At 72.1% G+C, this 20,415-nt stretch carries 20 protein-coding genes and 1 pseudogene; 11 read left to right on the top strand and 10 right to left on the bottom strand.

Features of this window, described 5'->3' with window-relative positions; translation table 11 throughout:
- Window position 1 precedes the first annotated feature (1 nt).
- From ACFSKW_RS20310 to ACFSKW_RS20290, 5 genes are read left to right on the top strand one after another with little or no spacing between them, the layout of a single operon-like run.
- Entirely contained in the window at window positions 2-1,360 is a 1,359-nt protein-coding gene (locus ACFSKW_RS20310; RefSeq protein ID WP_379573847.1) for a sensor histidine kinase, read from the top strand.
- Between the two features lie 14 nt (window positions 1,361-1,374).
- Window positions 1,375-1,977 carry a TetR/AcrR family transcriptional regulator gene (locus tag ACFSKW_RS20305; RefSeq protein WP_379573846.1) on the top strand — a complete coding sequence of 201 codons (603 nt, stop codon included), beginning with the start codon at window positions 1,375-1,377 and terminating at the stop codon, window positions 1,975-1,977.
- A gap of 28 nt (window positions 1,978-2,005) precedes the next feature.
- Entirely contained in the window at window positions 2,006-2,983 is a 978-nt protein-coding gene (locus ACFSKW_RS20300) for an AurF N-oxygenase family protein (RefSeq protein ID WP_379573845.1), read from the top strand.
- On the top strand, window positions 2,980-3,786 hold the full coding sequence (locus ACFSKW_RS20295; protein WP_379573844.1) for an SDR family NAD(P)-dependent oxidoreductase: 807 nt from the start codon (window positions 2,980-2,982) through the stop codon (window positions 3,784-3,786). Before ACFSKW_RS20300 ends, ACFSKW_RS20295 begins: the two co-directional genes overlap by 4 nt.
- 24 nt (window positions 3,787-3,810) lie before the next feature.
- Window positions 3,811-4,005 carry a hypothetical protein gene (locus ACFSKW_RS20290; protein ID WP_379573843.1) on the top strand — a complete coding sequence of 65 codons (195 nt, stop codon included), beginning with the start codon at window positions 3,811-3,813 and terminating at the stop codon, window positions 4,003-4,005.
- A 111-nt stretch (window positions 4,006-4,116) separates the two neighbouring features.
- Here the strand turns inward: ACFSKW_RS20290 and ACFSKW_RS20285 are convergent, their stop codons facing one another.
- Genes ACFSKW_RS20285 through ACFSKW_RS20260 form a run of 6 tightly spaced genes read right to left on the bottom strand, consistent with a single transcriptional unit; the run spans window position 4,117 to window position 9,480 of the window.
- Window positions 4,117-4,827 carry an NAD-dependent epimerase/dehydratase family protein gene (locus ACFSKW_RS20285; protein WP_379573842.1) on the bottom strand — a complete coding sequence of 237 codons (711 nt, stop codon included), beginning with the start codon at window positions 4,825-4,827 and terminating at the stop codon, window positions 4,117-4,119.
- Window positions 4,828-4,829: 2 nt separating this feature from the next.
- Window positions 4,830-5,582, bottom strand: a complete 753-nt coding sequence (locus tag ACFSKW_RS20280) for a creatininase family protein (RefSeq protein ID WP_379573841.1) — start codon at window positions 5,580-5,582, stop codon at window positions 4,830-4,832.
- Entirely contained in the window at window positions 5,579-6,529 is a 951-nt protein-coding gene (locus tag ACFSKW_RS20275; RefSeq protein WP_379573840.1) for a Gfo/Idh/MocA family protein, read from the bottom strand. Before ACFSKW_RS20275 ends, ACFSKW_RS20280 begins: the two co-directional genes overlap by 4 nt.
- Window positions 6,526-7,293, bottom strand: coding sequence for an amidohydrolase family protein (locus ACFSKW_RS20270; protein ID WP_379573839.1), 768 nt, complete (start codon window positions 7,291-7,293; stop codon window positions 6,526-6,528). The genes ACFSKW_RS20275 and ACFSKW_RS20270 overlap by 4 nt, the downstream gene beginning before the upstream one ends.
- Entirely contained in the window at window positions 7,290-8,120 is an 831-nt protein-coding gene (locus tag ACFSKW_RS20265) for an NAD(P)-dependent oxidoreductase (RefSeq protein ID WP_379573838.1), read from the bottom strand. The genes ACFSKW_RS20270 and ACFSKW_RS20265 overlap by 4 nt, the downstream gene beginning before the upstream one ends.
- Window positions 8,121-8,133: 13 nt before the next feature.
- On the bottom strand, window positions 8,134-9,480 hold the full coding sequence (locus tag ACFSKW_RS20260) for an enolase C-terminal domain-like protein (protein WP_379573837.1): 1,347 nt from the start codon (window positions 9,478-9,480) through the stop codon (window positions 8,134-8,136).
- 62 nt (window positions 9,481-9,542) lie between these two features.
- On the opposite strand from ACFSKW_RS20260, the pseudogene ACFSKW_RS20255 reads away from it, so the two are divergent.
- Window positions 9,543-9,920: pseudogene (locus ACFSKW_RS20255) on the top strand (alpha/beta hydrolase); the annotation flags it as partial.
- Window positions 9,921-10,306: 386 nt separating this feature from the next.
- Here the strand turns inward: ACFSKW_RS20255 and ACFSKW_RS20250 are convergent.
- Window positions 10,307-11,140, bottom strand: coding sequence for a Gfo/Idh/MocA family oxidoreductase (locus ACFSKW_RS20250; RefSeq protein ID WP_379573836.1), 834 nt, complete (start codon window positions 11,138-11,140; stop codon window positions 10,307-10,309).
- Between the two features lie 130 nt (window positions 11,141-11,270).
- Between ACFSKW_RS20250 and ACFSKW_RS20245 the strand changes: the two genes are divergently transcribed.
- Window positions 11,271-12,263, top strand: a complete 993-nt coding sequence (locus ACFSKW_RS20245) for a Gfo/Idh/MocA family protein (protein ID WP_379573835.1) — start codon at window positions 11,271-11,273, stop codon at window positions 12,261-12,263.
- A gap of 90 nt (window positions 12,264-12,353) precedes the next feature.
- Here the strand turns inward: ACFSKW_RS20245 and ACFSKW_RS20240 are convergent, their stop codons facing one another.
- Together ACFSKW_RS20240 and ACFSKW_RS20235 are read right to left on the bottom strand one after the other, a co-directional pair.
- On the bottom strand, window positions 12,354-13,373 hold the full coding sequence (locus tag ACFSKW_RS20240) for a hypothetical protein (RefSeq protein WP_379573834.1): 1,020 nt from the start codon (window positions 13,371-13,373) through the stop codon (window positions 12,354-12,356).
- Window positions 13,370-15,025, bottom strand: coding sequence for a right-handed parallel beta-helix repeat-containing protein (locus ACFSKW_RS20235; protein WP_379573833.1), 1,656 nt, complete (start codon window positions 15,023-15,025; stop codon window positions 13,370-13,372). Before ACFSKW_RS20235 ends, ACFSKW_RS20240 begins: the two co-directional genes overlap by 4 nt.
- 168 nt (window positions 15,026-15,193) lie before the next feature.
- Here ACFSKW_RS20235 and ACFSKW_RS20230 point away from each other — a divergent pair, with 168 nt between their 5' ends.
- Genes ACFSKW_RS20230 through ACFSKW_RS20215 form a run of 4 tightly spaced genes read left to right on the top strand, consistent with a single transcriptional unit; the run spans window position 15,194 to window position 19,533 of the window.
- Window positions 15,194-16,462 (top strand): ABC transporter substrate-binding protein, encoded by a 1,269-nt coding sequence (locus tag ACFSKW_RS20230; RefSeq protein WP_379573832.1) that lies wholly within the window; start codon window positions 15,194-15,196, stop codon window positions 16,460-16,462.
- Complete coding sequence (locus ACFSKW_RS20225) at window positions 16,462-17,412, top strand: carbohydrate ABC transporter permease (RefSeq protein ID WP_379573831.1); 951 nt, start codon at window positions 16,462-16,464, stop codon at window positions 17,410-17,412. Before ACFSKW_RS20230 ends, ACFSKW_RS20225 begins: the two co-directional genes overlap by 1 nt.
- Window positions 17,413-17,420: 8 nt before the next feature.
- Complete coding sequence (locus ACFSKW_RS20220; RefSeq protein ID WP_379573830.1) at window positions 17,421-18,266, top strand: carbohydrate ABC transporter permease; 846 nt, start codon at window positions 17,421-17,423, stop codon at window positions 18,264-18,266.
- Between the two features lie 7 nt (window positions 18,267-18,273).
- Window positions 18,274-19,533: a mandelate racemase/muconate lactonizing enzyme family protein gene (locus tag ACFSKW_RS20215; protein WP_379573829.1), complete on the top strand. Its 1,260-nt coding sequence runs from the start codon at window positions 18,274-18,276 to the stop codon at window positions 19,531-19,533.
- A gap of 53 nt (window positions 19,534-19,586) precedes the next feature.
- Here the strand turns inward: ACFSKW_RS20215 and ACFSKW_RS20210 are convergent, their stop codons facing one another.
- Window positions 19,587-20,294, bottom strand: a complete 708-nt coding sequence (locus ACFSKW_RS20210; RefSeq protein WP_379573828.1) for a FadR/GntR family transcriptional regulator — start codon at window positions 20,292-20,294, stop codon at window positions 19,587-19,589.
- Window positions 20,295-20,415 lie beyond the last annotated feature (121 nt).

Here is a 20,415-nt window from a genome sequence, read left to right as displayed (position 1 = left end):
CATGCTCACCACGTGGTCGGTGCGGCGTCGGCTGACACTGATCACCGGGCTCACCGCCCTGATGGGCTGCCTGGCCGCCGCGGTGGTGATCACCCTGCTCACCAACGTGGCCCTGAAGGAGTACAGGACCGGGCAGGCCGCGGCGGCGGGCCGCAGGGTGGCCTTCAACGTGGAGTCGTCCGCGCCGGGGCAGCTCAAGCCGCTGACCGCCACGGAGGAGGTCGAGCTGATCCAGGTGGCCGACGATCACGGCAGGGTGCGCCAGGCCAGCGCCCGCCTGCTGGGCAAGCCCCTGCTCCTCCACGCCCCTGCCACGGGCGACGACGGCAGGGTGGACACGACGGTGTGCACGAACCAGGTTCCGGGCGAGCACTGTCTGATCGCCGTGGCCTACCGGGTCAAGGTGGGGGACGGCTTCTGGATGGTCTACTCCTACGTCCCCGCCGTCCCCTGGTACATCCATCCGCTCTACATCCTGGGCGCCGCGCTGATCGTCCTGCTCCTGGCCGGGATGGCCACCGTGGGTGCGTGGTTCACCGTGCGCAGGGCGCTGGCGCCGGTGAAGACCATCAAGAACGAGCTGGCCGAGATCACCTCCACCGATCTGGGCCGCAGGGTCCCGCCCTCGCGGCACCGCGACGAGATCTCCGATCTGGCCGAGACCGTCAACCAGACGCTCGACCGGCTGGAGGCGGCGGTGGAGCAGCAGCGCAGGTTCGCCTCCGACGCCTCGCACGACCTGCGCAGTCCCCTCACCGCGATGCGGGCGCAGGTCGAGGAGGCCATCCTGTATCCGGACGACGTCGACTGGACGCACACCAGCAAGGCGCTGCTGGCCGGCATCGACCGGCTGCAGGCGATCGTGACCGACCTTCTCACGCTGTCGAGGCTCGACTCGGGCGCGCCGGGCGCGAAGGAGCCCGTGGACCTGGGCGCGCTGGTGGCCGAGGAGCTGGAGCGACGGCCGCGGTGCAAGGAGATCGTCCGCAGCCTGGAGCACGACGTGATGGTGACGGGCGATCGGCTGCGCCTGGTCAGGCTCCTCACCAACCTGCTGGACAACGCCGAGCGGCACGCGGAGACGACCATCAGCGTCTCGGTCCGTACGGCGGGCTCCGACGCGGTGCTCGAGGTCCTGGACGACGGCGCAGGCATCGCACCCGACCAGCGCGAGATCGTCTTCCGCCGGTTCACCAGGCTCGACGCCTCCCGCAACCGCGACGCGGGCGGCACCGGTCTCGGCCTGCCGATCGCCAGGGAGATCGCGAAGGCCCACGGCGGCACCCTCAAGATCGCCGACTCTCCCTCCGGCGCCCGCTTTGTCCTACATCTTCCTCTACGCAACGGTTACCACGGGTAATACAGTTTCCCCCTGTGACACGCGGTTTCAGCCGATTGCGGCGAGAAGACTTACTCAAGACCGCCTGCGAGGTCATCGCGGCGCAGGGATTCGGGCACACCAGGACGCTCGACATCGCGCGGGCGGCCGGCGTCAGCCAGGCGTTGCTCTTCTACCACTTCGAGACGAAGGACCAGCTGTTCGCCCAGGCCTTCGCCTACGCGGCCAGACGCGACCTCGACTCGCTCGCCACGTTGGAGCGCTCCGGCGGCACGGCCGTGGAGCGGTTGCGCGACCTGCTCAAGCTCTACTCCCCCACGGGCTCGGCCAAGATGTGGCGCGTGTGGATCGACGCGTGGGCGGAGTCGATGCGCAGCGCCGACCTGGAGGAGACCTCGCGGCGACTGGACCTGCGGTGGAAGGAGTCCTTCCGGGTGATCGTGGAGGAGGGCGTGGCCTCGGGCGCGTTCGTGTGCGCCGACCCCGAGGCCGCCACGTGGCGGATCCTCTCGCTCGTGGACGGGCTCGCCGTCCAGGTGACCGTGCACCGCAAGGTGCTGTCACGCCGCAGGATCGCCGAGTTGGTGCGCACGGCGGCGGCCGCCGAGCTGGGCATCGCGGCGGAGGACCTTTCGTAGTTATTGGATTCTCCGTACAATTGCTGGCATGACAGCTGCACCGAGCTCAACCGCCGCCAGGGAACGCGACGAGTCGGTCGCGGAGAAGCGCGCATACGAGGCGGTCATCGAACGCCTGTCGAAGGCGTCGGTCGACAAGCACTGGGAGCCGTACGTCGACATCCCATGGGACGACCCCGACTTCCTCATCGACCCCGCCGACCCCCGGTGGGAACTGCCGCCGGTCGACAAGCTCGGCCGGCATCCCTGGTATCGCAGCCGCTCGCCCGAGACGAGGGCGCGGATCGGGCTGTGGCGGGTGGCGACGGCCATGAAGATCGGCCTGCAGTTCGAGAACCTGCTCAAGCGAGGGCTGCTCAACTACGCCTACCGGCTGCCCAACGGCTCCCCCGAGTTCCGCTACGTCTACCACGAGACGATCGAAGAGGGACATCACGGGATGATGTTCCAGGAGTTCGTCAACCGTACGAAGCTCCCGATCCGCGGCATGCCTGGACCGCTCTCGGTGCTGGCCCAGGTGGCGCCGTGGATCCCGCTGATCTCCACCGAGCTGTTCTTCGTCTTCGTGCTCGGCGGCGAGGACCCGATCGACCACGTGCAGCGCAAGGTGCTCAAGGACGGCTACCGGCACCACCCGCTCGAAGAGACCATCATGCGCATCCACATCGCCGAGGAGGCCAGGCACATCTCCTTCGCGCGCCACTACCTGCGACGGCGCGTGCCGCGCATGCCGCGCCACCGCCGACTCGCGCTCGGGGTGATCTCGCCGATCATCCTCGGGTTCATGGCGAGGATCATGCTGTCGCCTCCCGGGCCGATGATCCGCGCGTTCAAGATCCCGCCCCAGGTGGTGGAGGAGGTCTACACGGACAACGAGGAGTTCAGGACGGAGATCCGCGACTCGGTCGGCAAGACCCGCGACCTCTGTTCCGAACTGGGCCTGATCAACCCTGTCACCAGGCGGATCTGGAAGGTCATGGGCATCTGGGCGGAGCCGCGCCGGTGACGAGGTCCTCGCCGAAGACGGCCTTCGTCACCGGCGGCGCCTCGGGCATCGGCAGGGCGCTGGCCCTGGCACTGAGCGCGAAGGGCGTCGCCGTCACCGTCGCCGACCTGGTCCCGCCAGAAGCGCCCTCGATGGAGTACGCCGAGGTCGACGTCACCTCCGCCGACGCCGTCAGGGCCGCGGTCCACCAGGTCAGGCAGCGGTACGGCAGGCTCGACTTCGTCTTCAACAACGCGGGCATCGCCGTCGGCGGCCACACCGAGGAACTCACGCTCGACCACTGGAACCGGACGATCGACGTCAACCTGCGCGGGGTGGTGCACGGCGTGCACGCCGCCTACCCGATCATGATCGAGCAGGGTTTCGGCCACATCGTCAACACCGCGTCGATGGCCGGGCTCGTGCCCGCGCCGCTCATGCTGCCCTACACGGCCACCAAGCACGCCGTCGTGGGCCTGTCGACGGCCCTGCGCGCCGAGGCAGCCGCGCACGGGGTCAGGGTGAGCGTCGTCTGCCCCGGCTTCACCGACACGCCGCTGCTGGACAACGCCAACCCCGGCCTGCCGTACACGGAGACGGGGGCGCGTGCGCGCAGCGCCGCGGTCAGGGCGCAGGGGAGGCTGTACCCGGTGGAGTCGCTGGCCGCCGACATCATGCGCGGCGTGGCCCGCAACCAGGCGATCATCGTCGCGCCCGCCTCGGGCAGGCTGGCCTGGCGTGGCGCCCGGCTCTCGCCGGGGGGCGCGATCAGGGCGGCGGCGCTGGCCATCAGGCGCGTTTCCCCCTCCCCGAAACGGACATAACTCACATATCGGGGAGGTGGTGGTGTGAGTTCCAAGTCACGGCAGACGCGCGAGCAGCACTCCCTGCGCGGCGAGTCCGAGGCTCCGGCCGTCAAGCGGCCCTCGAAGGCGACGGGCAGGTCGTCGGCTTCGACCGAGCGGACATCGGGCGGCGGGGCGCTCTCTCACCGGCTGGCCAAGTCGTCGCTACCGTTGCGACGCGGCCAGCGATCGAGCTAGAGGGTGGAACCCTGATGCCGGTCCCGCGACTCCCGTGCGGGACCGGCACACGTGCGTCCCAGCGCCGCCGCGCGCGGGACGCCGGTTCCAGCGCCGCCTGGCGCGCGTCCGTCATTCTCGGCGTCGCCGGGCGCGGGGCCACCAGCCGAGGTCATGGAGCGCCGGGGTCCAGTCGAGCGCGGTCCTCTCGTAGTCGCCCGTGATCGTGTAGGCGGCGTAGCCGGGCCCCCGGCGCTCGAGCGCGGCGACGAAGGCCGCGGCCACGTCGCTGCCGGCCGTCACCAGGTCGGGCAGGCCGCCTGCGTAGGCCTGCCATTCCTCGTCCGGCATGGGGTGCACCAGGCGTAGCGAGGTCACGGTGAGGCCGTGCTCACGGGCGGCGGCCTCGCAGACCTGCTCCCCCAGGCGCTTGGTGAGGCCGTAGGCGTCGACGGCGTCGGGCTCGGGCCGCTTGGCGTAGTCGCGCGTGGCGTAGCCGTCGAACACCGACATGCTGCTGGCGTGCACGGCGACCCGCACACCCGCCTCCGCGCAGGCCCCCAGCGTGACGTAGAGGCCCGTGACGTTGACCGCGAAGTGGCTGGCCACCCATTCCTGGCCTTCGCGCCAGCCGTCCTTCCTGCCCATGGCCAGGTAGACGAGCGCGTCGTGGCCCTCGGCGGCGTGCCGTACGTCGTCGTGGTCGGTGACGCTGCCCCGCACGAACGGCACGTCGACGGCAGGCGGCAGCGGGTCCAGCACGGTGACCTGGTGGTGGGCGGCCAGCTCGGGCACGACGAGTGCGCCGACCGCGCCCGAACCGCCCGCGATGAGAACCCGCACGCTCAACCCTCCTCGCCGGCGAAGGCCTTGGCGAACTCCAGGGACCTGGCGTACGCGGTGGCGACGATCCGCTCGCCCAGCGCCGGCGACGCGTGCCTGGCGTCGCCGAGCGCGCCCGTGCCCGACAGCAGGTGGTACGGCAGGGCCAGGTCGACGCGGGGCGCGGGCGGCGCCGCGTGCGGGAGCACCGGCAGCGGCGTGCCCGGCTCCCCGATCCTGTCGGCCCGCACGACCTGCGGGGCCAGCACCATGCCGACCGAGGTCTCGCCCTCACACGCGTGGCCGTACCGCTCGCTGCCGATCTCACCGGCGATCACGTCGGCGGCCAGGCCCGCCCACATGAGGTGCGCCATGACGATGCCGTGGTCGCGGCGCAGGCCGCGCGCGGCCAGGCGGACGGCGTCGACGTTGCCGCCGTGCCCGTTGACGACCACGACCCTGCGAATGCCCGCCTGCGCCAGCGACTCGGCCACGTCGCTCAGGACGCCGAGCAGCGTCGCGGGGCGCAGGGTGAGCGTCCCCGCGAAGCCGAGATGGTGCTCCGACAGCCCGTACGGCAGGCCGGGGCAGAGCACCGCCGTCTCTCCGAGGTCGCCGGCCAGCCGCCTGGCGAACGCCTCCGCGATGGCGAAGTCCGTGTCGTAGGTGAGGTGGCGGCCGTGCTGCTCGGTCGAGCCGATCGGCAGCAGCGCGATCGTCGCTCGGGCCATCGCCGCGGCCGCCTCGTCGGTGACCATCCGGGCGATCTCGTTCACTGGCTCCTCCATCGTTCGAGTACGCGCATCGCGGGCAGCACGTCGGCGACCGCGCACCCGGGACGGCGGTCCCGCGTGATCGCCTCGAGAAAGTCACGGTCCTGCCTGTCGATGCCCTCGCGTTCCATCCGGTCGCCGTCGCCGCAGTCGACGATCACCCCGTCGGGCCCGAGGAGGCGGCCGCCGTCCAGGCGCAGCGTCCGGTCCTCGGCGATCACCACGACGTCCCTGGCGGGCGTCCTGCAGTGATAGGACAGGGCGATCGTGGCGAGCGCGCCGGTCGGCGCGCGCAGCACGGCCGCCGCGTCCATCGGCCTGCCGCTGCCCTCCCATGGCCGGCCGCGCTCCGCCCGCACCGAGACGTCCTCGGCGTCCAGGAACCACAGGGCCGCGTCGACGGCGTGCGCGCCGTGGTGCCACAGGACGTCGTCGGTCCAGTCGCGCGGGCGGCCGTCCATGCCGGCATCACGCTGCCGGAGCATCAGCGTGCGCGCCACGACGTGCGTCACCCGCAGCCCCTCCTCGACCAGCCGGCGCACGGCGAGGTACGGCGCGCAGTGGCGCAGCGTGTGCGCGACGGCCAGGTGCCTGCCCGTCTCCGCCGAGGTCCTGGCCAGTGATTCGGCCTCGCGCAGTCCGAGCGCGACGGGGATCTCGCACAGGGTGTGCAGCCCCGCGCGCAGCGCCGCCTCGGCCTGGGCCGCGTGGTGGGCGTGGGGGGAGGCGATGACGACGGCGTCCAGGCCGGGCTGGCCGTAGAGCGCCTCGGCCGTGGGATGGACGGCGGGCGGGCCGTGCCCGGGGGTGGCGTGGGCGGCGGCGAACGCCCTGGCCTGCGCCCTGTCGGGTCCCGCCACGGCGGCCAGGACCGCGCCGGCCCTGGTCAGGGCGCCCGCGTGCCGTTCGGCGATGCCGCCGGGGCCGACGATGCCCACGCGCACGCTCATGGCGCGAGCCCGAACAGCTCGCGGGCCGTGCCGCCCAGGATGTGCCGGTGGTCGTCCTCGGTCAGGTAGGGCCGGTCGAGGACGTGCCTGACGGCGGCGGCGTAGTCGCCGGGCGCGGGGTCGGGGCGGTTCCAGTCGCCGCTCCAGGTGATCCTGTGCGCGCCGTAGGCGGCGACCGCCTCGCGCAGGTAGGGGTCGGCGTCCTCGTGGGGGTACGGCGTGCCGCTGTTGGCGTGGAAGCCCGCCCACATCGTGTAGGTGTGGGGGCGCTCGGCGAGGGCGAGGAAGCGCTCGAAGGCGCGGCGGTCGGCGTCGGGGTAGGTGGTGAAGCCGAGGTGCTCCAGCCGTACGCGCAGGCCGGGCAGTTCGGCGAGCAGGCCGGCGAAGCCGGGGTCGGCGAGGTCGGCCAGCGGTCCCCTGACGCTGGCCACCAGGCCGGCCGCGTCGACGGCGCGCCAGAGCGCCAGCGGATCGGGGCCGGGCGACCTGGTCGAGGCCCACAGCCGGACGCCCCTGACGTGGCCGGTGGCGGCCAGCCTGGCGACGTGCGCGGGCGCCCCGTGGGTGTCGGTGTCGACCATCGCCACCGCGGCGAACCTGGCGGGATCGGCCGCGACGCAGCGGGTGAGGTAGGCGTTGTCGGTGTTGCCGACGAACTGGACGAGCACGGCGGCGGCCACCCCCGCCTGCGCCATGGCCGGCAGGTACTCCTCCAAAGGCGGGTACTTCCACCTGCCGACGTGCACGTGGGAGTCGACGATCACCGCTCGGCCACCTTGACCAGGACCTGGGTGCCGCGCTCGCCGCCGTACACCGCGCGGATCCGCTCGGCCAGCTCGCCGGCCCGCTCCGTCGCCGGCATCGGCAGCTCGCCGGCCGCCTCGTGCACCAGGCTCAGATCCTTCAGCAGGTGGTCGAGCTTGAAGCCGGGCTCCAGATCGGCGGCGGCCAGCCGCGACCACAGGAAGTCCAGCAGCGGCGAGCCCGCCACGCCCAGCCCGACCGACGCGAGCACCTTGGCGATGTCGAGGCCGCCGTGGACGGCCAGCGCGTAGGCCTCGCACGCCGCCAGCGTCGCGCCCGCCACGACGGTCTGGTTGACCAGCTTGGCCAGCTGGCCGGTGCCGGGCGGGCCGTGGTGGACGACTGTCGTGCCCAGAGTCTCCAGCAGCGGCCTGACCAGGGCGAAGGCCGACGCGTCGCCGCCTACCATGATCGACAGCGTGCCCGCCTTCGCTCCCGCTGGGCCGCCGCTGACGGGCGCGTCGAGAACGCTCACGCCGCGCCGCTCCCCCTCCTCGGCCCAGTGCCTGGCCAGGTCGGGTGCCGAGGTGGAGCAGTCGACGACGACCGTGCCGGGGACGGCGTTCGCCAGGACGTCGTCCATCACCTCGCGGGGCGCCGGCAGCATCGTGATCACCACCTCCCCGCCGGCGGCCGCGACCGTGGGCGCCGCGCGGGCGCCCCGCTCGACCAGCCGAGCCGTACGGCCCGCCGTCCTGTTGTGCACGGTCAGCGCGTGCCCGGCCGCGAGGAGGCGGCCGGCCATCGGCTCGCCCATCGTTCCGGTACCGATCCATCCCACCTGCATGGTCACTCCTGGGTCAGTGGATGCCGGGCCGCGCAGGTCCCGGGACGACGTGCCCCTGCCGGACCCGGACGAGCTCGGCGGGCAGGTCGCCGTTGGCGCGGGGCGCGTACTGGCGGCTGTTGTACTCGAAGGCCTGCCAGTCCAGCGGCAGGACGGCGGCGAGCCTGGCGGAGTGGACCAGCGCCAGGCCGACGGCTGTGAGGTCCTGGAGCGCGACGCGCATGCCGTGCGCGCGGGCGTGGGCGAGGCTGCGCATGGCCAGGCTCTGCCCGCGGGCGGCCTTGATGACCGGGCCGCTCCAGCCGGCCGCGGCGAGGCGCGCGAGGTCCGCCTCGGTGGCCAGGCTCTCGTCGGCGAGGACGGGCAGCCGGGCGCCGATCGCCCGCATGCCGCCGGGGTCGGGCGGCGCGTCCCGCGGGACGGGCTGTTCCAGGTAGGTGAGGGCGTCCCACGCCGGGCTCCCGTCGAGGGCGTCGAGGAGTTCGAGGACGGCGGCGGGCTCCTGGTAGCCCTCGTTGGGGTCGAGGGAGACGGTGTGCCGGTCGCCGGCGCTCTCGCGCAGCACACGGTGCACCTCGATGACGCGGCGGGCGTCGGCGGCGGGGTCCCGCCCGGCGAGTTTGATCTTGACGTGGGCGATGCCCTCGGCGCGCAGCCACTCCCGCAGCGGGCGGACGGCCGCGCGGCGCGGGGGCACGACGTCATCCCGGTCGGGCGGGCCCGATTCGACCGCGTCCGGTTCGCGAGAATCTGGTTCGAGGAGGCCGGATTCGCGGGGGTCCGGTGCGCGGGGGTGTTCGAGGGGATCTGCTTCGAGGGGGTCGTCGAGCCCGACGACGTGCTGGACCGGCAGCCGGCGGCGGGCCGGGCCGAGGTCGAGGCCCTCGTAGAGCGAGGTGGCCGGGGCTCCCGCGGCCCGCGCCCATCCGTCGTGGACGGCGTTGTCCACGGCCCCGAGAGCGAGGGCGGCGGCCAGCTCGGGCACCGGCTCAGGACCGCCGGCCGCTTCCGCCCCGTCGCGCCTCGCGCACGCGGCGGCCTCGGACAGCTCCCGGTGGATCGCGAACGGGTCGCCGGGCCCCACCTCGGTCGCGGCGGCGGCCAGCCGCTCGGTCAACCGGCGTAAGACGAGGTCGCGTACGGTCCACGACAGCTCCGACACCGGCCACGACCACGGCACGGACAGCACGCTCGCCCCCTCGCCCCAGGCCACGCGACCCGCGCGGTCCTCGACCGTCACCCACACCACGGCGAGGGTGAACCTGTCGACCGTCGCGCCGGACAGGCGCAACGGATGGTCGAGCCGGACGTCGTGGAAGGCGGCGGCCGCCTCGCGGACCGAGACGTCTGTCGAACGCATCTCACCAACCTAGGACCTAGGATCTACCTGCTGGCTCATTTCATCACATCCTGGGGGCTGCCGTGAAGATCGTGACCCTGCCCTACGACACCGCGCCGACCGCGGACGGCCACCACCCGGCGGCGCGCCGCTCCCGGCCCGACGAGCGGCGCCGGCTCGACCTGCTGGAGCCCAACCACGTGCGCGCGCCGTACGCCCTCTGCTTCGTCCACGGCGGCGGCTGGCGGTCGGGCGACCGCGCGCAGTGGCACGAGCAGATGCGCGCCGCGGCCGGCCGCGGCGTGACGAGCGCCTCGCTCGGCTACCGCGTCGGCGGGCGGCTGGCGGAGATGACGGCCGACGTCGCCGACGGCTACCGCACGCTGCGGCGACGGCTCGGCGATCGGCCCGTCGCGCTGGTCGGCAGCTCGGCCGGCGCGCACCTGGCCACGCTGTTCGCCCTGTCCGGCCATGGTGCCGGTCATCAGGACGGGCACCCGGACGGGCATCAGGGCCCTCGGGGCGGCCACCCGGACGGCGAGGCGCCGCTGGCGTGCGTGAGCCTCAACGGCCCCGGCACGCCGTTCCCGTGGGAGGGCATGCATCCCGAGATCGCCCCCGCGGTCGAAGAGCTGGCCGCGGAGGGCGGGCGCGCGGCCGACCCCGGCACGCTCGCGCACGCGGGCGCGCCGCCGTTCCTGTTCGTCGTCGTGGGCAGGGAGCGCTACTTCCCGCACGCGCACGTCCACGCGCTGGCCGCGATCCTGCCCTCGGCGAGGGTCGTGACGCTCCCCCGCGCCGAGCACGGCTTCTTCTACCGGACGGCGGCCGAGGGCGCGGCCGCCGCTCAGGCCGAGATCGACGCGTTCCTGACCGCGGCGCTGACCGCCTCCAGCACACGCACGGGGGCGAGCAGTTCCTCGGCCGACAGCGGCCACTCGCCGGTGCGCACCATGTCGGCGAAGCGCCGCAGCGACGGCAGCGTGTAGTCCGGGCCCAGCGCGAGCCGCTCGGCCGCCACCGCCTTGGTGCCGGCCACCTGCAGATGGAAGGGCACAGCCGTGTGAGCGTCGCGCTCGACCAGGGTGACGACGGCGTGGGCGTCCCCCGCGGCGACGGTCACCAGGACCACTCCCGGGAGGACCTGGACGGACGGCGCCGCGGCGGGGACGGGCAGCAGGTGCAGGGCCACCTCCACCGCGTGCACGCCGTAGAAGCCGATGCCGCCGAACGGGCTGTCGCGTTGGACGGGTCCGGTGGCGACGACCGCCCGCACCTCGCCGAGCTCGGCGGGCGCCGACACGGCGGGGTGCCAGCGCAGCGCGCTGTAGGAGGTGACGGGCACGCCGCCCGCCGCGGCCGCCGCGATGACCGCCTCGGCGTCGGCGACCGTGGTGGCCAGCGGCTTGTCGACGAACACCGGGATGCCCGCCTTGAGCAGCGGCTCGGCGTGCCGGCGGTGCAGGGAGCCGTCCCTGTCCATGACGATCGCCGCGTCCACCAGGCCGATCAGCTCCTCGGGGTGCCGCACGTGCGTGGTGACGCCGAGCCGTTCCGCCTGCTCGCCCGTGCCGCCCTGAACGGCCACGACCCGGGCGGGTCCCAGCGCGTGCTCCTTGTTCAGGTGCCGGACGGCGTGGTCGGCGTGGGTGTTGTCGATGCCGATGAGGCCCAGTCGCATCCGCTGCTCCGATCGCTCGATGTGTCGGCGAGCTTATGACATAGGACCTCTGTTTGCCATGAATCCGGACTTATTGACCTATGGGAGGCGGAAAACTAGAGTCCTAGGTCAGATCTCTGAAGGGAGAACCGTGCGATTCGGGATCGTGGGGTGCGGGGTCATCGGAGCCCTGCACGGGAGGCTCATCGCCTCCATGGAGGGTACGGCGGAGCTGGCCGCCGTCGCGGACACCGACCGGGAACGGGCCACGCGCCTCGCCGCCGAGCACGGCGTGGACGCGCACGGCGACCCGGCCGAGCTGTACGGCAGGGACGACATCGAGGCCGTGGTCGTCTGCCTGCCCAGCGGCCTGCACGCCGACGCCGCCGTCCCCGCGCTGCGGGCGGGCAAGCACGTGGTCATCGAGAAGCCGATCGACATCACGCTGGAGGCGGCCGACCGGATCATCGCGGCCGAGCGCGAGTCGGGCAGGACCGTCACGGTGATCAGCCAGCGCCGTTTCGAGCCGTCGTTCCGCCAGGTGGGGGCCGCGGTGGCGGCGGGCGAGCTCGGCCGCCTCACGTCCGGAACGGCGGAGGTGACGTTGTGGCGACCCCAGTCCTACTACGACTCGGGCGGCTGGCGCGGCACGTGGGCGCTGGACGGCGGAGGCGCGCTGATGAACCAGGGCGTGCACGTCGTCGACCTGATGCTGGCGCTACTCGGCCCGGCCCAGGAGGTGTCGGCGTACGCGGGACTGCTGGCGCACGAGGGCATCGAGGTGGAGGACACCGCGGCGGCCGTGGTCCGCTTCGCGGGCGGCGCGCTGGGCAGGCTGTTCGCCACGACGGCCGCGCACGGCGGCAACAGCGTGCGCGTCTCGGTGCACGGCGACGCCGGCCATGCGGTCGTGGAGAACGAGGTGATCACCGCCTTCAGGGTCGGCGAGGACGACCGCGCCGAGCCGGAGCCGCCGGCCAGACTCGGGGCGGCGGCCCACCGCCTGCAGTTGGAGGACTTCGTCGCGGCGGTGCGCGAGGGCCGGGCCCCCGAGGTCACCTCGGCCGACGGAAGGGCGGCGCTGGCCCTGGTCCTGGCGGTCTACGAGTCGGCCCGCACCGGGGTCTCGGTCAAGCCGGGCTGATCCCCGGGCGTTTCGGATGACTTGCCGCCCGTCCCGCACGAGTACGCGAGGGCACCCGTGCGGGGCGGGCGGCGGGGCGGGGCAGGCTGATCAGGCGGGGCAGGCGAAGCGGTAGGTGGCGTCGAGCCGCCAGGTCGCGCCTTCCGCCACGTCCTCCAGCTGTCCCGGGTAGACGCGGGTGGGGTAGGCCTTGTTGTAGCCCGGCTGGTCGGTCTTGACCCAGATCCCTGAGCCGCTCGCGTGGGCGTATCCCGCCTGGAAGTCGGGAGTCAGCTCCACCGAGAGCGCCAGGCCGTTGCTCCTGTTGTACATCTGCACGCCGTAGGCGTCGGCGCGCGGCCGTCCGGGAACGGTCAGGTCGTGCTCGCGCGCCTCGCCCATGAACCTGCACCTGGTCGAGACGGCGGCGTTCTTGTCGGCCGGAAGCATCGCGCCGTAGGCGTTCGCGACCGTCCGCGCCTGCCGCCAGGTCAGGCTCCAGCGCAGCCGCAGCCCGGCGGACGTGACGAGGTGGCGCACCCGCAGGTCGCCGACCACGCTTCTGTCGCCGCGGGAGAGCAGGTCGTTCTCCTGGGCCAGCTCGAACTCGGCCGCGGAGGCGTACTCGGGGAGCTCGTCGACGGGCATGGCACGCCCGTCCAGCACCACCAGCGACCCCCGCGAGAGCTCGAAGCCGTGCATCCCGCCGATATGACTCTCCCCCTGCAGCGAGAGGGCGTACTCGTAGTTGGCGGGCGTCGCGAGCCGCGCCGGGTTCGTCTCGACGACGCCGGGACCCGGGGCGTCGGCCGACAGGTCGACCGCGAACACCTCCTGCAGGCGCCAGGCGTCGAGGCTGATCCCTGTCGCGGTGAACCGCTGCAGGTCGTAGCGGATCCATCGGTGCCCTTCGCGCCTGGTCCAGAGCCGCAGTCTGGTTTCCCGCCGCACGTACTGCGCGTACACCGCGGACACTCCCGCGGGCGGCGCCGAGGATGCCGCCGCGGCGGGGACGGCCGCGGGGACGGCGACGGTGGCCGCCGCGCCCGCCACCGTCAGCGCGCCGCCGCCCAGCAGGGATCGCCGGCGCAGGAGGGTCCTCGGGTGCGCCGCGTCCGGTGCACCCGTCACGCGAGGTCCCCGACCTTGCGCCAGTCGGCCGCCGAGGCCGTGCCCTTGGCCACGTACAGCGCGTTGTTCGCCAGGGCCAGCTGTCCGGCATAGGCGGGAGCCGCGGTGATCGCCGCCGGAACGTCCAGCGCCGCCTCGGGCCGCCACGTCCCCGGCGTGCCCCCCACCGTGCAGATCCACCGGGACGGCTGGCCCGGGGCCGGGTTGCGCAGCTGGACGACCATGTTCTTGTCCCACCAGCCCGTGGTCGGCAGGGCGTCGAGGGTGACGACGAAGGAGAAGGTGATGTCCTCGGCCGACTTGGTCTTGAACAGGCCCGTCTTGTTGCCGGTGAGGGTGTTGGCCCCGATGTCCACGCCCCTCGTGCGCGGGTGGATGAAGATGCCGAAGTCCTGGGTCTTGGTCGCCTGGTCGTCGAAGCTGCGGTTGCCGACGATGACGACGTTCTCCGACTTCTTGCCGTCCCTCGCGTAGGTCCTGATGCCGCCGCGGTCCTCGGCGATGAGATGCCCGTCGAAGTTCTGGTAGTTGTTGTAGACCACGTTGCCGACGACGGTGCAGTCGACGACCTCCCAGACGTTGATCCCGACCGTGTTGCAGTGGCCGATGATGTTGTTGGCGATCACGAGCTTGCGGCAGCGGTCGGTGGACAGGCCCGCGTCGCCGCCGCCGAAGATCACGTTGCGGTCGAAGAAACCGTCGTGGATGTCGTAGATGGCCATCATGTCGGCGTTTCCGCCGAACTTGAAGGCCTTGTAGTTGCCGGTGAGGGTGTTGTCGGTCGCCCTGACGAAGCGGTGCTTCTGCGCCCCCGGATGGATGGTGCCACCGGAGGTGATGTAGATCGGGGTGCCGGAGAATTCGGGGTGCGGCCCGCCGCCGATGCGCTCGACGCGGCAGCGGCTGATGGTGAGGTGCTCGGTGTGGGAGGCGACTGTGCCGTGGACGTGCATGCCGAACTGGGACAGGTCGTGCACGTCGCAGTCGTCGATCAGGATGTGCGTGGAGTTGCCGACGACGTTGAGCCCGATGTAGCCCTTGGTCAGGCGGCAGCCCACCACCTGGAGCCGGTGGGAGTCCCCGATCCGCACCAGCGCGGTGGAACCCACGCCGGAGGGACGGTCGTAGGCCCCGGCCGTGAGGCCCTCGACGTGCAGGTTGTCGAGGATCACGTCGGTGCTCGCGGTGACGTGCACGCCGGCCAGGAGCGGGCGCCGCTCGCCGCAGTCCAGCTTGAGGTTGCGCAGCGTCACCACCGAGACGTCCTTGACGGCGAGCACGTGCGGATCGGCGTAGCCGCTGGTGAGGACCAGCGTGGCGCGGGCGCGGTCGGAGGCGAGCGCGACGCCCGTCTTGAGCCGGAGCGACTTGCCGAGCAGGTACTGCTTGCCGGCCCGCAGCACCACCGTGCCGCCACCGGCCGCGGCGGCGGCGTCGATTGCCCGCTGCAGCGCCGCGGAGTCGTCGGCCACGCCGTCGGCGACCGCGCCGTAGGCGTCGGCAGGGTAGAGGTTGATGCTGTTGACGGCGGCGGCATTCTCGGGGGTGGCCGCCTGGGCGGGCGGCGCAACGGCCACCATGGGGGCGGCCGCCGCGGCGGCGAGCCCGAGCCCTGCCAAGACCGAACGGCGGGAGGTCTCCTGATGCGTCACGGCGATCCTTCCTAGGACCTAGGACTGAAGTATTGGCCCGGAATGTAACCGTCGCTCCACGGTCCGTCAAGGAATCGGCCGCGCTGGAATGCCTCTTGACCCTGGGCGGATGCGCTGTACGGTGGGCACACACATCTGTCCTATGTCTTAATTGAGAGGGCGGTCCCCATGAAGGTCGGAGCCGCGATCGTCGCCGTCTGCCTGTTAACCGCCTGCGGCGGCCAGGCCTCGGGCGGCGGCGACAGGGAGATCACCGTCTGGAGCATGTGGTCGGAGGGCGAGCCCAACCAGAAGGTGCTGGCCGAGGCCGCCGCCGACTTCGAGAAGGAGACGGGCGTCAAGGTCAGGACCCAGTGGAAGGGCCGTACCGCGGTCAAGACGTTCCTGCCCAGCCTGAACACCGACCACGTGCCCGCCGACCTGGTGGAGGGCAACAACAGGGAGCTGACCAGGCAGTTCGCCGCGACCAAGGCCGCCCTCGACCTGTCCGACGTCTACCAGGCCAAGGTCCACGGCGAGCAGGCCACCGTCGCCGAGACCGTCGGCGAGGCCTACCGGCGGATGGCCACCTCGGCCGACGGGGTGGTCACCCAGGTCCCCTACCAGGTCTCCACCTACGGCTGGTTCTTCAACGGCAAGGCCTTCCCCGAGCTGGTCACCGCGCCCCCCAAGACGTGGGAGGAGTTCACCGCCCTGCTGGAGGCGCAGAAGGCCAAGGGCCGCAAGCCGCTCGGGCAGGACGGCAGCATCCCGAACTACAACGCCCGCTACCTGGAGCACTTCGCCCGCGCGATCATGGGCGACGAGGGCTGGCACGCGCTCGCGCCCGACCGCACGGGGCGCGGCTGGCTCAAGCCGGAGGTGCTCCAGGCGGCCACGATGGTGGAGAAGCTGGCCAAGGGCGGCTACTTCCCCGACGGCTTCAACGCCACCAAGTTCCCCGCCATGCAGCAGAAATGGGCAGGCGGGGAGTCCGACTTCCTCTACCAGGGCACCTACCTGCCCAAGGAGGTCGCGCCGTACGCCGCGCCCGGCTTCGAGTTCCGCGCCTTCCGCTTCCCGGCCGTGGCCGGGAAGACACCGACGTTGAACGTGACGACCACCGGGTTCGGAATCCCCAAGAAGGCGCGCAACGCCGCCGACGCCAAGCGCTTCGTCGCCTTCTTCCTGCAGCGCAAGTACCAGGAGAAGGTCTCCACCGTGGCGCTGGAGATGTCGGTGCGCAAGGACGTGCCCGCCGCGCCGCAGATCGCCGACCTGAAGAAGGCGCTGGACAGCGGCGAGATCAACAAGGCCGACCTGGTCGACGCCGGCGACTTCAACAGCAAGGTCCTGCTGCCGCTGAGCGACCGGTTGCTGTTCGGGGAGCTCACCGCGGCGGACTTCACGGCGAAGATGGCGGAGCAGGCCGCCGCCTACTGGAAGTCGAAGGGCTGATGGCCGTTCGCCTGATGGAGCGTACGGCCGCGCGGCCCGCCGTGCGGGCGGAGGGCGTGGGGCCCTTCGAGGCGGCCAGGCGGCGGATGATCGGCCCGTTCCTGCTGCCCGCGCTGGCCGTGTACACGCTCGTCATGATCGTGCCGAGTGTCTTCACCGTCTGGATCAGCTTCAACGACTGGGCCGGAGCGGGTCCCATGGAGTGGGCGGGGCTCGGCAACTACGCCGAGATGGTCGCCGACCCCGTCTTCGGCCAGTCGTTCGCGAACACCATGAAGATCCTCTTCGGCGTGGGGGCGGCCGTCTTCGTCATCTCCTTCGTGCTGACCATGCTGCTGCAGGACATGGTCGGCCGGAGGTTCGTGCGGGCCGTGGTGTTCTTCCCCAGCCTGGTGCCGGGGCTGGTGATCGCCATCCTGTGGGGGTTCATGCTCGACCCCGACGGGCTGGCCAACTCCGTCCTGGAGTCGCTGGGGGTGACCGAGCCTCCCCTGTGGCTGGCGCCGGAGAACATGTTCGCCACCGTGATGGCCGGCATGACGTGGCTGGCGGCCGGGACGTACACGGTGATCTTCATGGCGGCGGCCGACCGCATCCCGCGCGCCTTCTACGAGGCCGCCGAGCTCGACGGCGCGTCGGCCGTACGCCGGTTCTGGCACATCACCATGCCGCTGATGTGGGACGTCATCGGGGTGTGCGCGGTGCTGTGGGCGATCGGCGCGCTCAAGACCTTCGAGTTCGTCCTGGTCTTCGCCGGTGCCACGGGCAGCCTGCCACCCACGGGACTGTGGACGTTCTCCGTCTACGCCTACGCGGGGGCCTTCCCCTCCGACGGCGTGCCGAGGTACGGCATCGCCTCGGCCGCCGCCGTCCTCACCATGGCCCTGACCGTCGTGCTGACCCTCCTGGTCCGCAGGGTGACGGGCCGCCGCGAGCGGACCGACTACTGAGGAGCCGCATGACCACCCGCACCGTACGACGCAGCCGCGGCCCGCTGTTCCTGCTGGCGATGCCGCTGGCCTGGTCGCTCGCCGTCTTCGACCTGTTCGTCGTCGGCTGGATGGCGCTGTCGTCGCTGAAGACCACCAGGGAGGTGGTCCACGACCCGTGGGGCCTGCCCGCCGAGCTCCAGTGGGCCAACTACGCCGAGGCGTGGACCTCGGCCGCCTTCGGTGACGGCGTGCTCAACTCCCTGCTGCTCGTGACGGGCAGCGGCCTGGGCACGATCCTGCTCGCGGCGCCCGCGGCCTATGTGCTGTCGCGTTTCCGCTGGCGGCCGGCGGGACCCGTCACCGTCTTCTTCGCGATGGGCCTCGGCATCCCCGGACCCGCCATCATGATCCCGATCTACCTCGGACTGGACAGGGTGGGGCTGATCGACTCGCTGTCGGGCCTGCTGATCGTCTACATCGCCACGAACCTGCCGTTCTCCGTCTTCTTCCTGACCGCGTTCTTCGCCTCGCTCCCCCGCGAACTGGAGGAGGCCGCGGCGCTGGACGGGTCGAGCCCGTACCACACCTACTGGCGCGTGATGCTGCCGCTGACCAGGTCGGGGTTGATCGCGCTGTTCATCCTGCAGGCCATCGGCGACTGGGGCGAGACGTTCTTCGCCCTGTCGTTCCTGCAGGAGAAGAAGACGATCTCGCTGACCCTGCTGAACTTCGTCCAGACCATGCAGTACACGGGCGCCCGCTGGTCGGTCCTGTTCGCGGGGATCTGCGTCGTCGTGATCCCGTTGCTCCTGCTCTACCTCTGGATGAGCAGCCGCCTCATCGAAGGCATCGCCGCCGGATACGGGAAGTGAGGAGCCCATGAGCCTGCGCGTCACCGGGGTGGAGCGGACCACCCTGCACGTCCCCTTCCGCGAGCGTTCCCGTCCGTGGAACGAGATCCTCGTCGCCGAGTTCGCGGTGGTCGAGATCGTGCGGGTCCGCACCGACTCCGCCGAGCTGGTCGGGTACGGCGAGAGCCTCCCCCACTACACCTGGGCCAGGACCACGGACGAGACGGTCGCCCGGGTGGTCGGCCGCCATCCAGCCGAGGTGATGGCCGACGACACGCTGGGGGCCGGGCTGCAGATGGCCCTGTACGACGTGGTGGGCAAGGCGCTCGGCGTGCCCGTCCACGCGCTGTTCGGCCAGCCGGTGGTGCGGCGCTGGTGCCCGCTGGCCTGGTGGAGCACCAAGATGCCGCCCGCGGTGCTGGCCGAGGAGGCCAAGGACGCCATGGCCGAGGGCTACCTCGCCCACAAGCTCAAGGCCAGGCCGTGGTTCGACGTCCACGAGCAGGTCGCCGCGATCTCCGCCGTCACGCCCGTGCACTACGAGCTGGACCTGGACTGGAACGGCATGCTGCGCACCCCCGGCGAGGCGATCGACGTGCTGCGCGAGCTGGACCGGCAGCCCAGGGTGAAGATGTACGAATCCCCCGTGCTGCAGTCGGACGTGGCCGCCCAGCGGGCGGTCAGGGCCAAGGTCGCAAGGCCCGTCGTCGAGCACTACAACGCGGCCCTGTTCCCCTCGTGGATGCGGGAGGACGCGATCGACGGGTTCGTCTCCTGCAACGCGGGCGTGTCGGGCACGATCGCGCAGGGCCTGAGGGCGGCGGCCTTCAACAAGGACCTCTTCCTTCAGATCGTCGGCCCCGGGCTGACGACCGCGTGGACGCTGCACCTGGGCGCGGTCCTCACCCACGCCCGATGGCCCGCGGTGACCTGCCTGAACGTCTACGCCGACGACCTGCTGACCGAGCCGATCGAGGTGCGCGGAGGGTACGGCCGGCTGCCCGAGGGTCCCGGCCTCGGCGTCGCCTTCGACGAGGAGGCGCTGGAGCGGTGGCGGGTGCCGGACGGGTTCACGCCCGTGCCGCCGAGGCGGCTGCTCAGCTTCCGCCTCGGGGACGGCAGGGTCCGGTGCTACGCGGGGATCAAGCAGCTGTTCGAGGAGTGCAGGTATGTCGGGAACATGCCTGCCCAGTCGAGGGGAGCCTGTCTGGACGTCCGTGACGACGACGGGTCGGAGGACTTCGACGCGCTCTACAGGAGGGCGGAGGCCGCCCCGGTCTGGGAGTGAGGCCGGACCGGCTCCAGGCGCTCCGGTCCTCGCCGGGAGCCGGTCCTCCGCGGTCAGTCCTCGCCGCGGAACGCGCGCTGGACGCGTTGCAGGTGGGCGCGCATCTGCTGCTCGGCCAGCGCCGCGTCGCCGGTGCCGAGCCCGAGCAGCAGGGCGCGGTGCTCGGCGTCGCTCTCGGCGTGACTCTCCCCCAGCGCCTCCGTCAGCTCCTTGCCGCGCTCCCGCTCGGCGGCCAGCGCCTCGGACAGCGCCTCGATGACCCCGCTGAAGAACCGGTTGCGGGCCGCCTTGACGACGCCGATGTGGAAGGCCAGGTCGAGCTGGACGCGCCTGCGCAGGTCGTCGCCCACGTGCTCCACCTCGTCGAGCACGGCCCGCAGCTCGTCGAGCTCGGCCGCGGTGATGCGCGTGGCGGCCAGGCCCGCCGCCTTGGTCTCCAGGGCGAGCCGCAGTTCGACGAGCTCGTCGATGGCCGCGGCGTCGGCCTCCATGGCCAGGCGAAAGTAACTGTGCACGGCCACAGGGCGCAGCTCGCTCACCACGGCGCGCTTGCCCTGGCGGGTGCGGATGACGCCCTGCTGGGTGAGCGAGCGGAAGGCGTCGCGGACGACGCGCTGGCTCACGCCGTACTCGTCGGCAAGTCTGGCCTCCGAGGGCAGCTCATCGCCCTCGGTCAGGCCGCGGGCACGGATGTACTCGGTGATCAGTCCGGCGATCCTGGTGCCGAGCAGGGCGCGGTCGCGCGGCGTCGCCTCGGCCACTGAGCGTCTCCTTAACCAAAGACCTATGTTCGAGGAAAGCGTAGACCATCGCGGGATGCCGGGAAAACTCCTGTGCTCACGCACACTCTTGACTTAGGTCCTAAGTGTGCTGAGGATGGGG

Origin of the sequence: Nonomuraea mangrovi, assembly GCF_042681425.1 — a bacterium.
GTDB lineage: Bacteria > Actinomycetota > Actinomycetes > Streptosporangiales > Streptosporangiaceae > Nonomuraea > Nonomuraea mangrovi.
Note: the sequence above shows the minus strand (reverse complement) of the source record. Positions and strands in the feature narration are given on the sequence as shown.

Bases quoted from the DNA above. Each gene is read 5' to 3' on its own strand.
- ACFSKW_RS20265 (WP_379573838.1), bottom strand. From the start codon at position 8,120: ATGCAGGTGGGATGGATCGGTACCGGAACGATGGGCGAGCCGATGGCC.
- ACFSKW_RS20225 (WP_379573831.1), top strand. From the start codon at position 16,462: ATGGCCGTTCGCCTGATGGAGCGTACGGCCGCGCGGCCCGCCGTGCGG.
- ACFSKW_RS20310 (WP_379573847.1), top strand. From the start codon at position 2: ATGCTCACCACGTGGTCGGTGCGGCGTCGGCTGACACTGATCACCGGG.
- ACFSKW_RS20260 (WP_379573837.1), bottom strand. From the start codon at position 9,480: ATGCGTTCGACAGACGTCTCGGTCCGCGAGGCGGCCGCCGCCTTCCAC.
- ACFSKW_RS20215 (WP_379573829.1), top strand. From the start codon at position 18,274: ATGAGCCTGCGCGTCACCGGGGTGGAGCGGACCACCCTGCACGTCCCC.
- ACFSKW_RS20250 (WP_379573836.1), bottom strand. From the start codon at position 11,140: ATGCGACTGGGCCTCATCGGCATCGACAACACCCACGCCGACCACGCC.
- ACFSKW_RS20300 (WP_379573845.1), top strand. From the start codon at position 2,006: ATGACAGCTGCACCGAGCTCAACCGCCGCCAGGGAACGCGACGAGTCG.
- ACFSKW_RS20220 (WP_379573830.1), top strand. From the start codon at position 17,421: ATGACCACCCGCACCGTACGACGCAGCCGCGGCCCGCTGTTCCTGCTG.
- ACFSKW_RS20275 (WP_379573840.1), bottom strand. From the start codon at position 6,529: ATGAGCGTGCGCGTGGGCATCGTCGGCCCCGGCGGCATCGCCGAACGG.
- ACFSKW_RS20230 (WP_379573832.1), top strand. From the start codon at position 15,194: ATGAAGGTCGGAGCCGCGATCGTCGCCGTCTGCCTGTTAACCGCCTGC.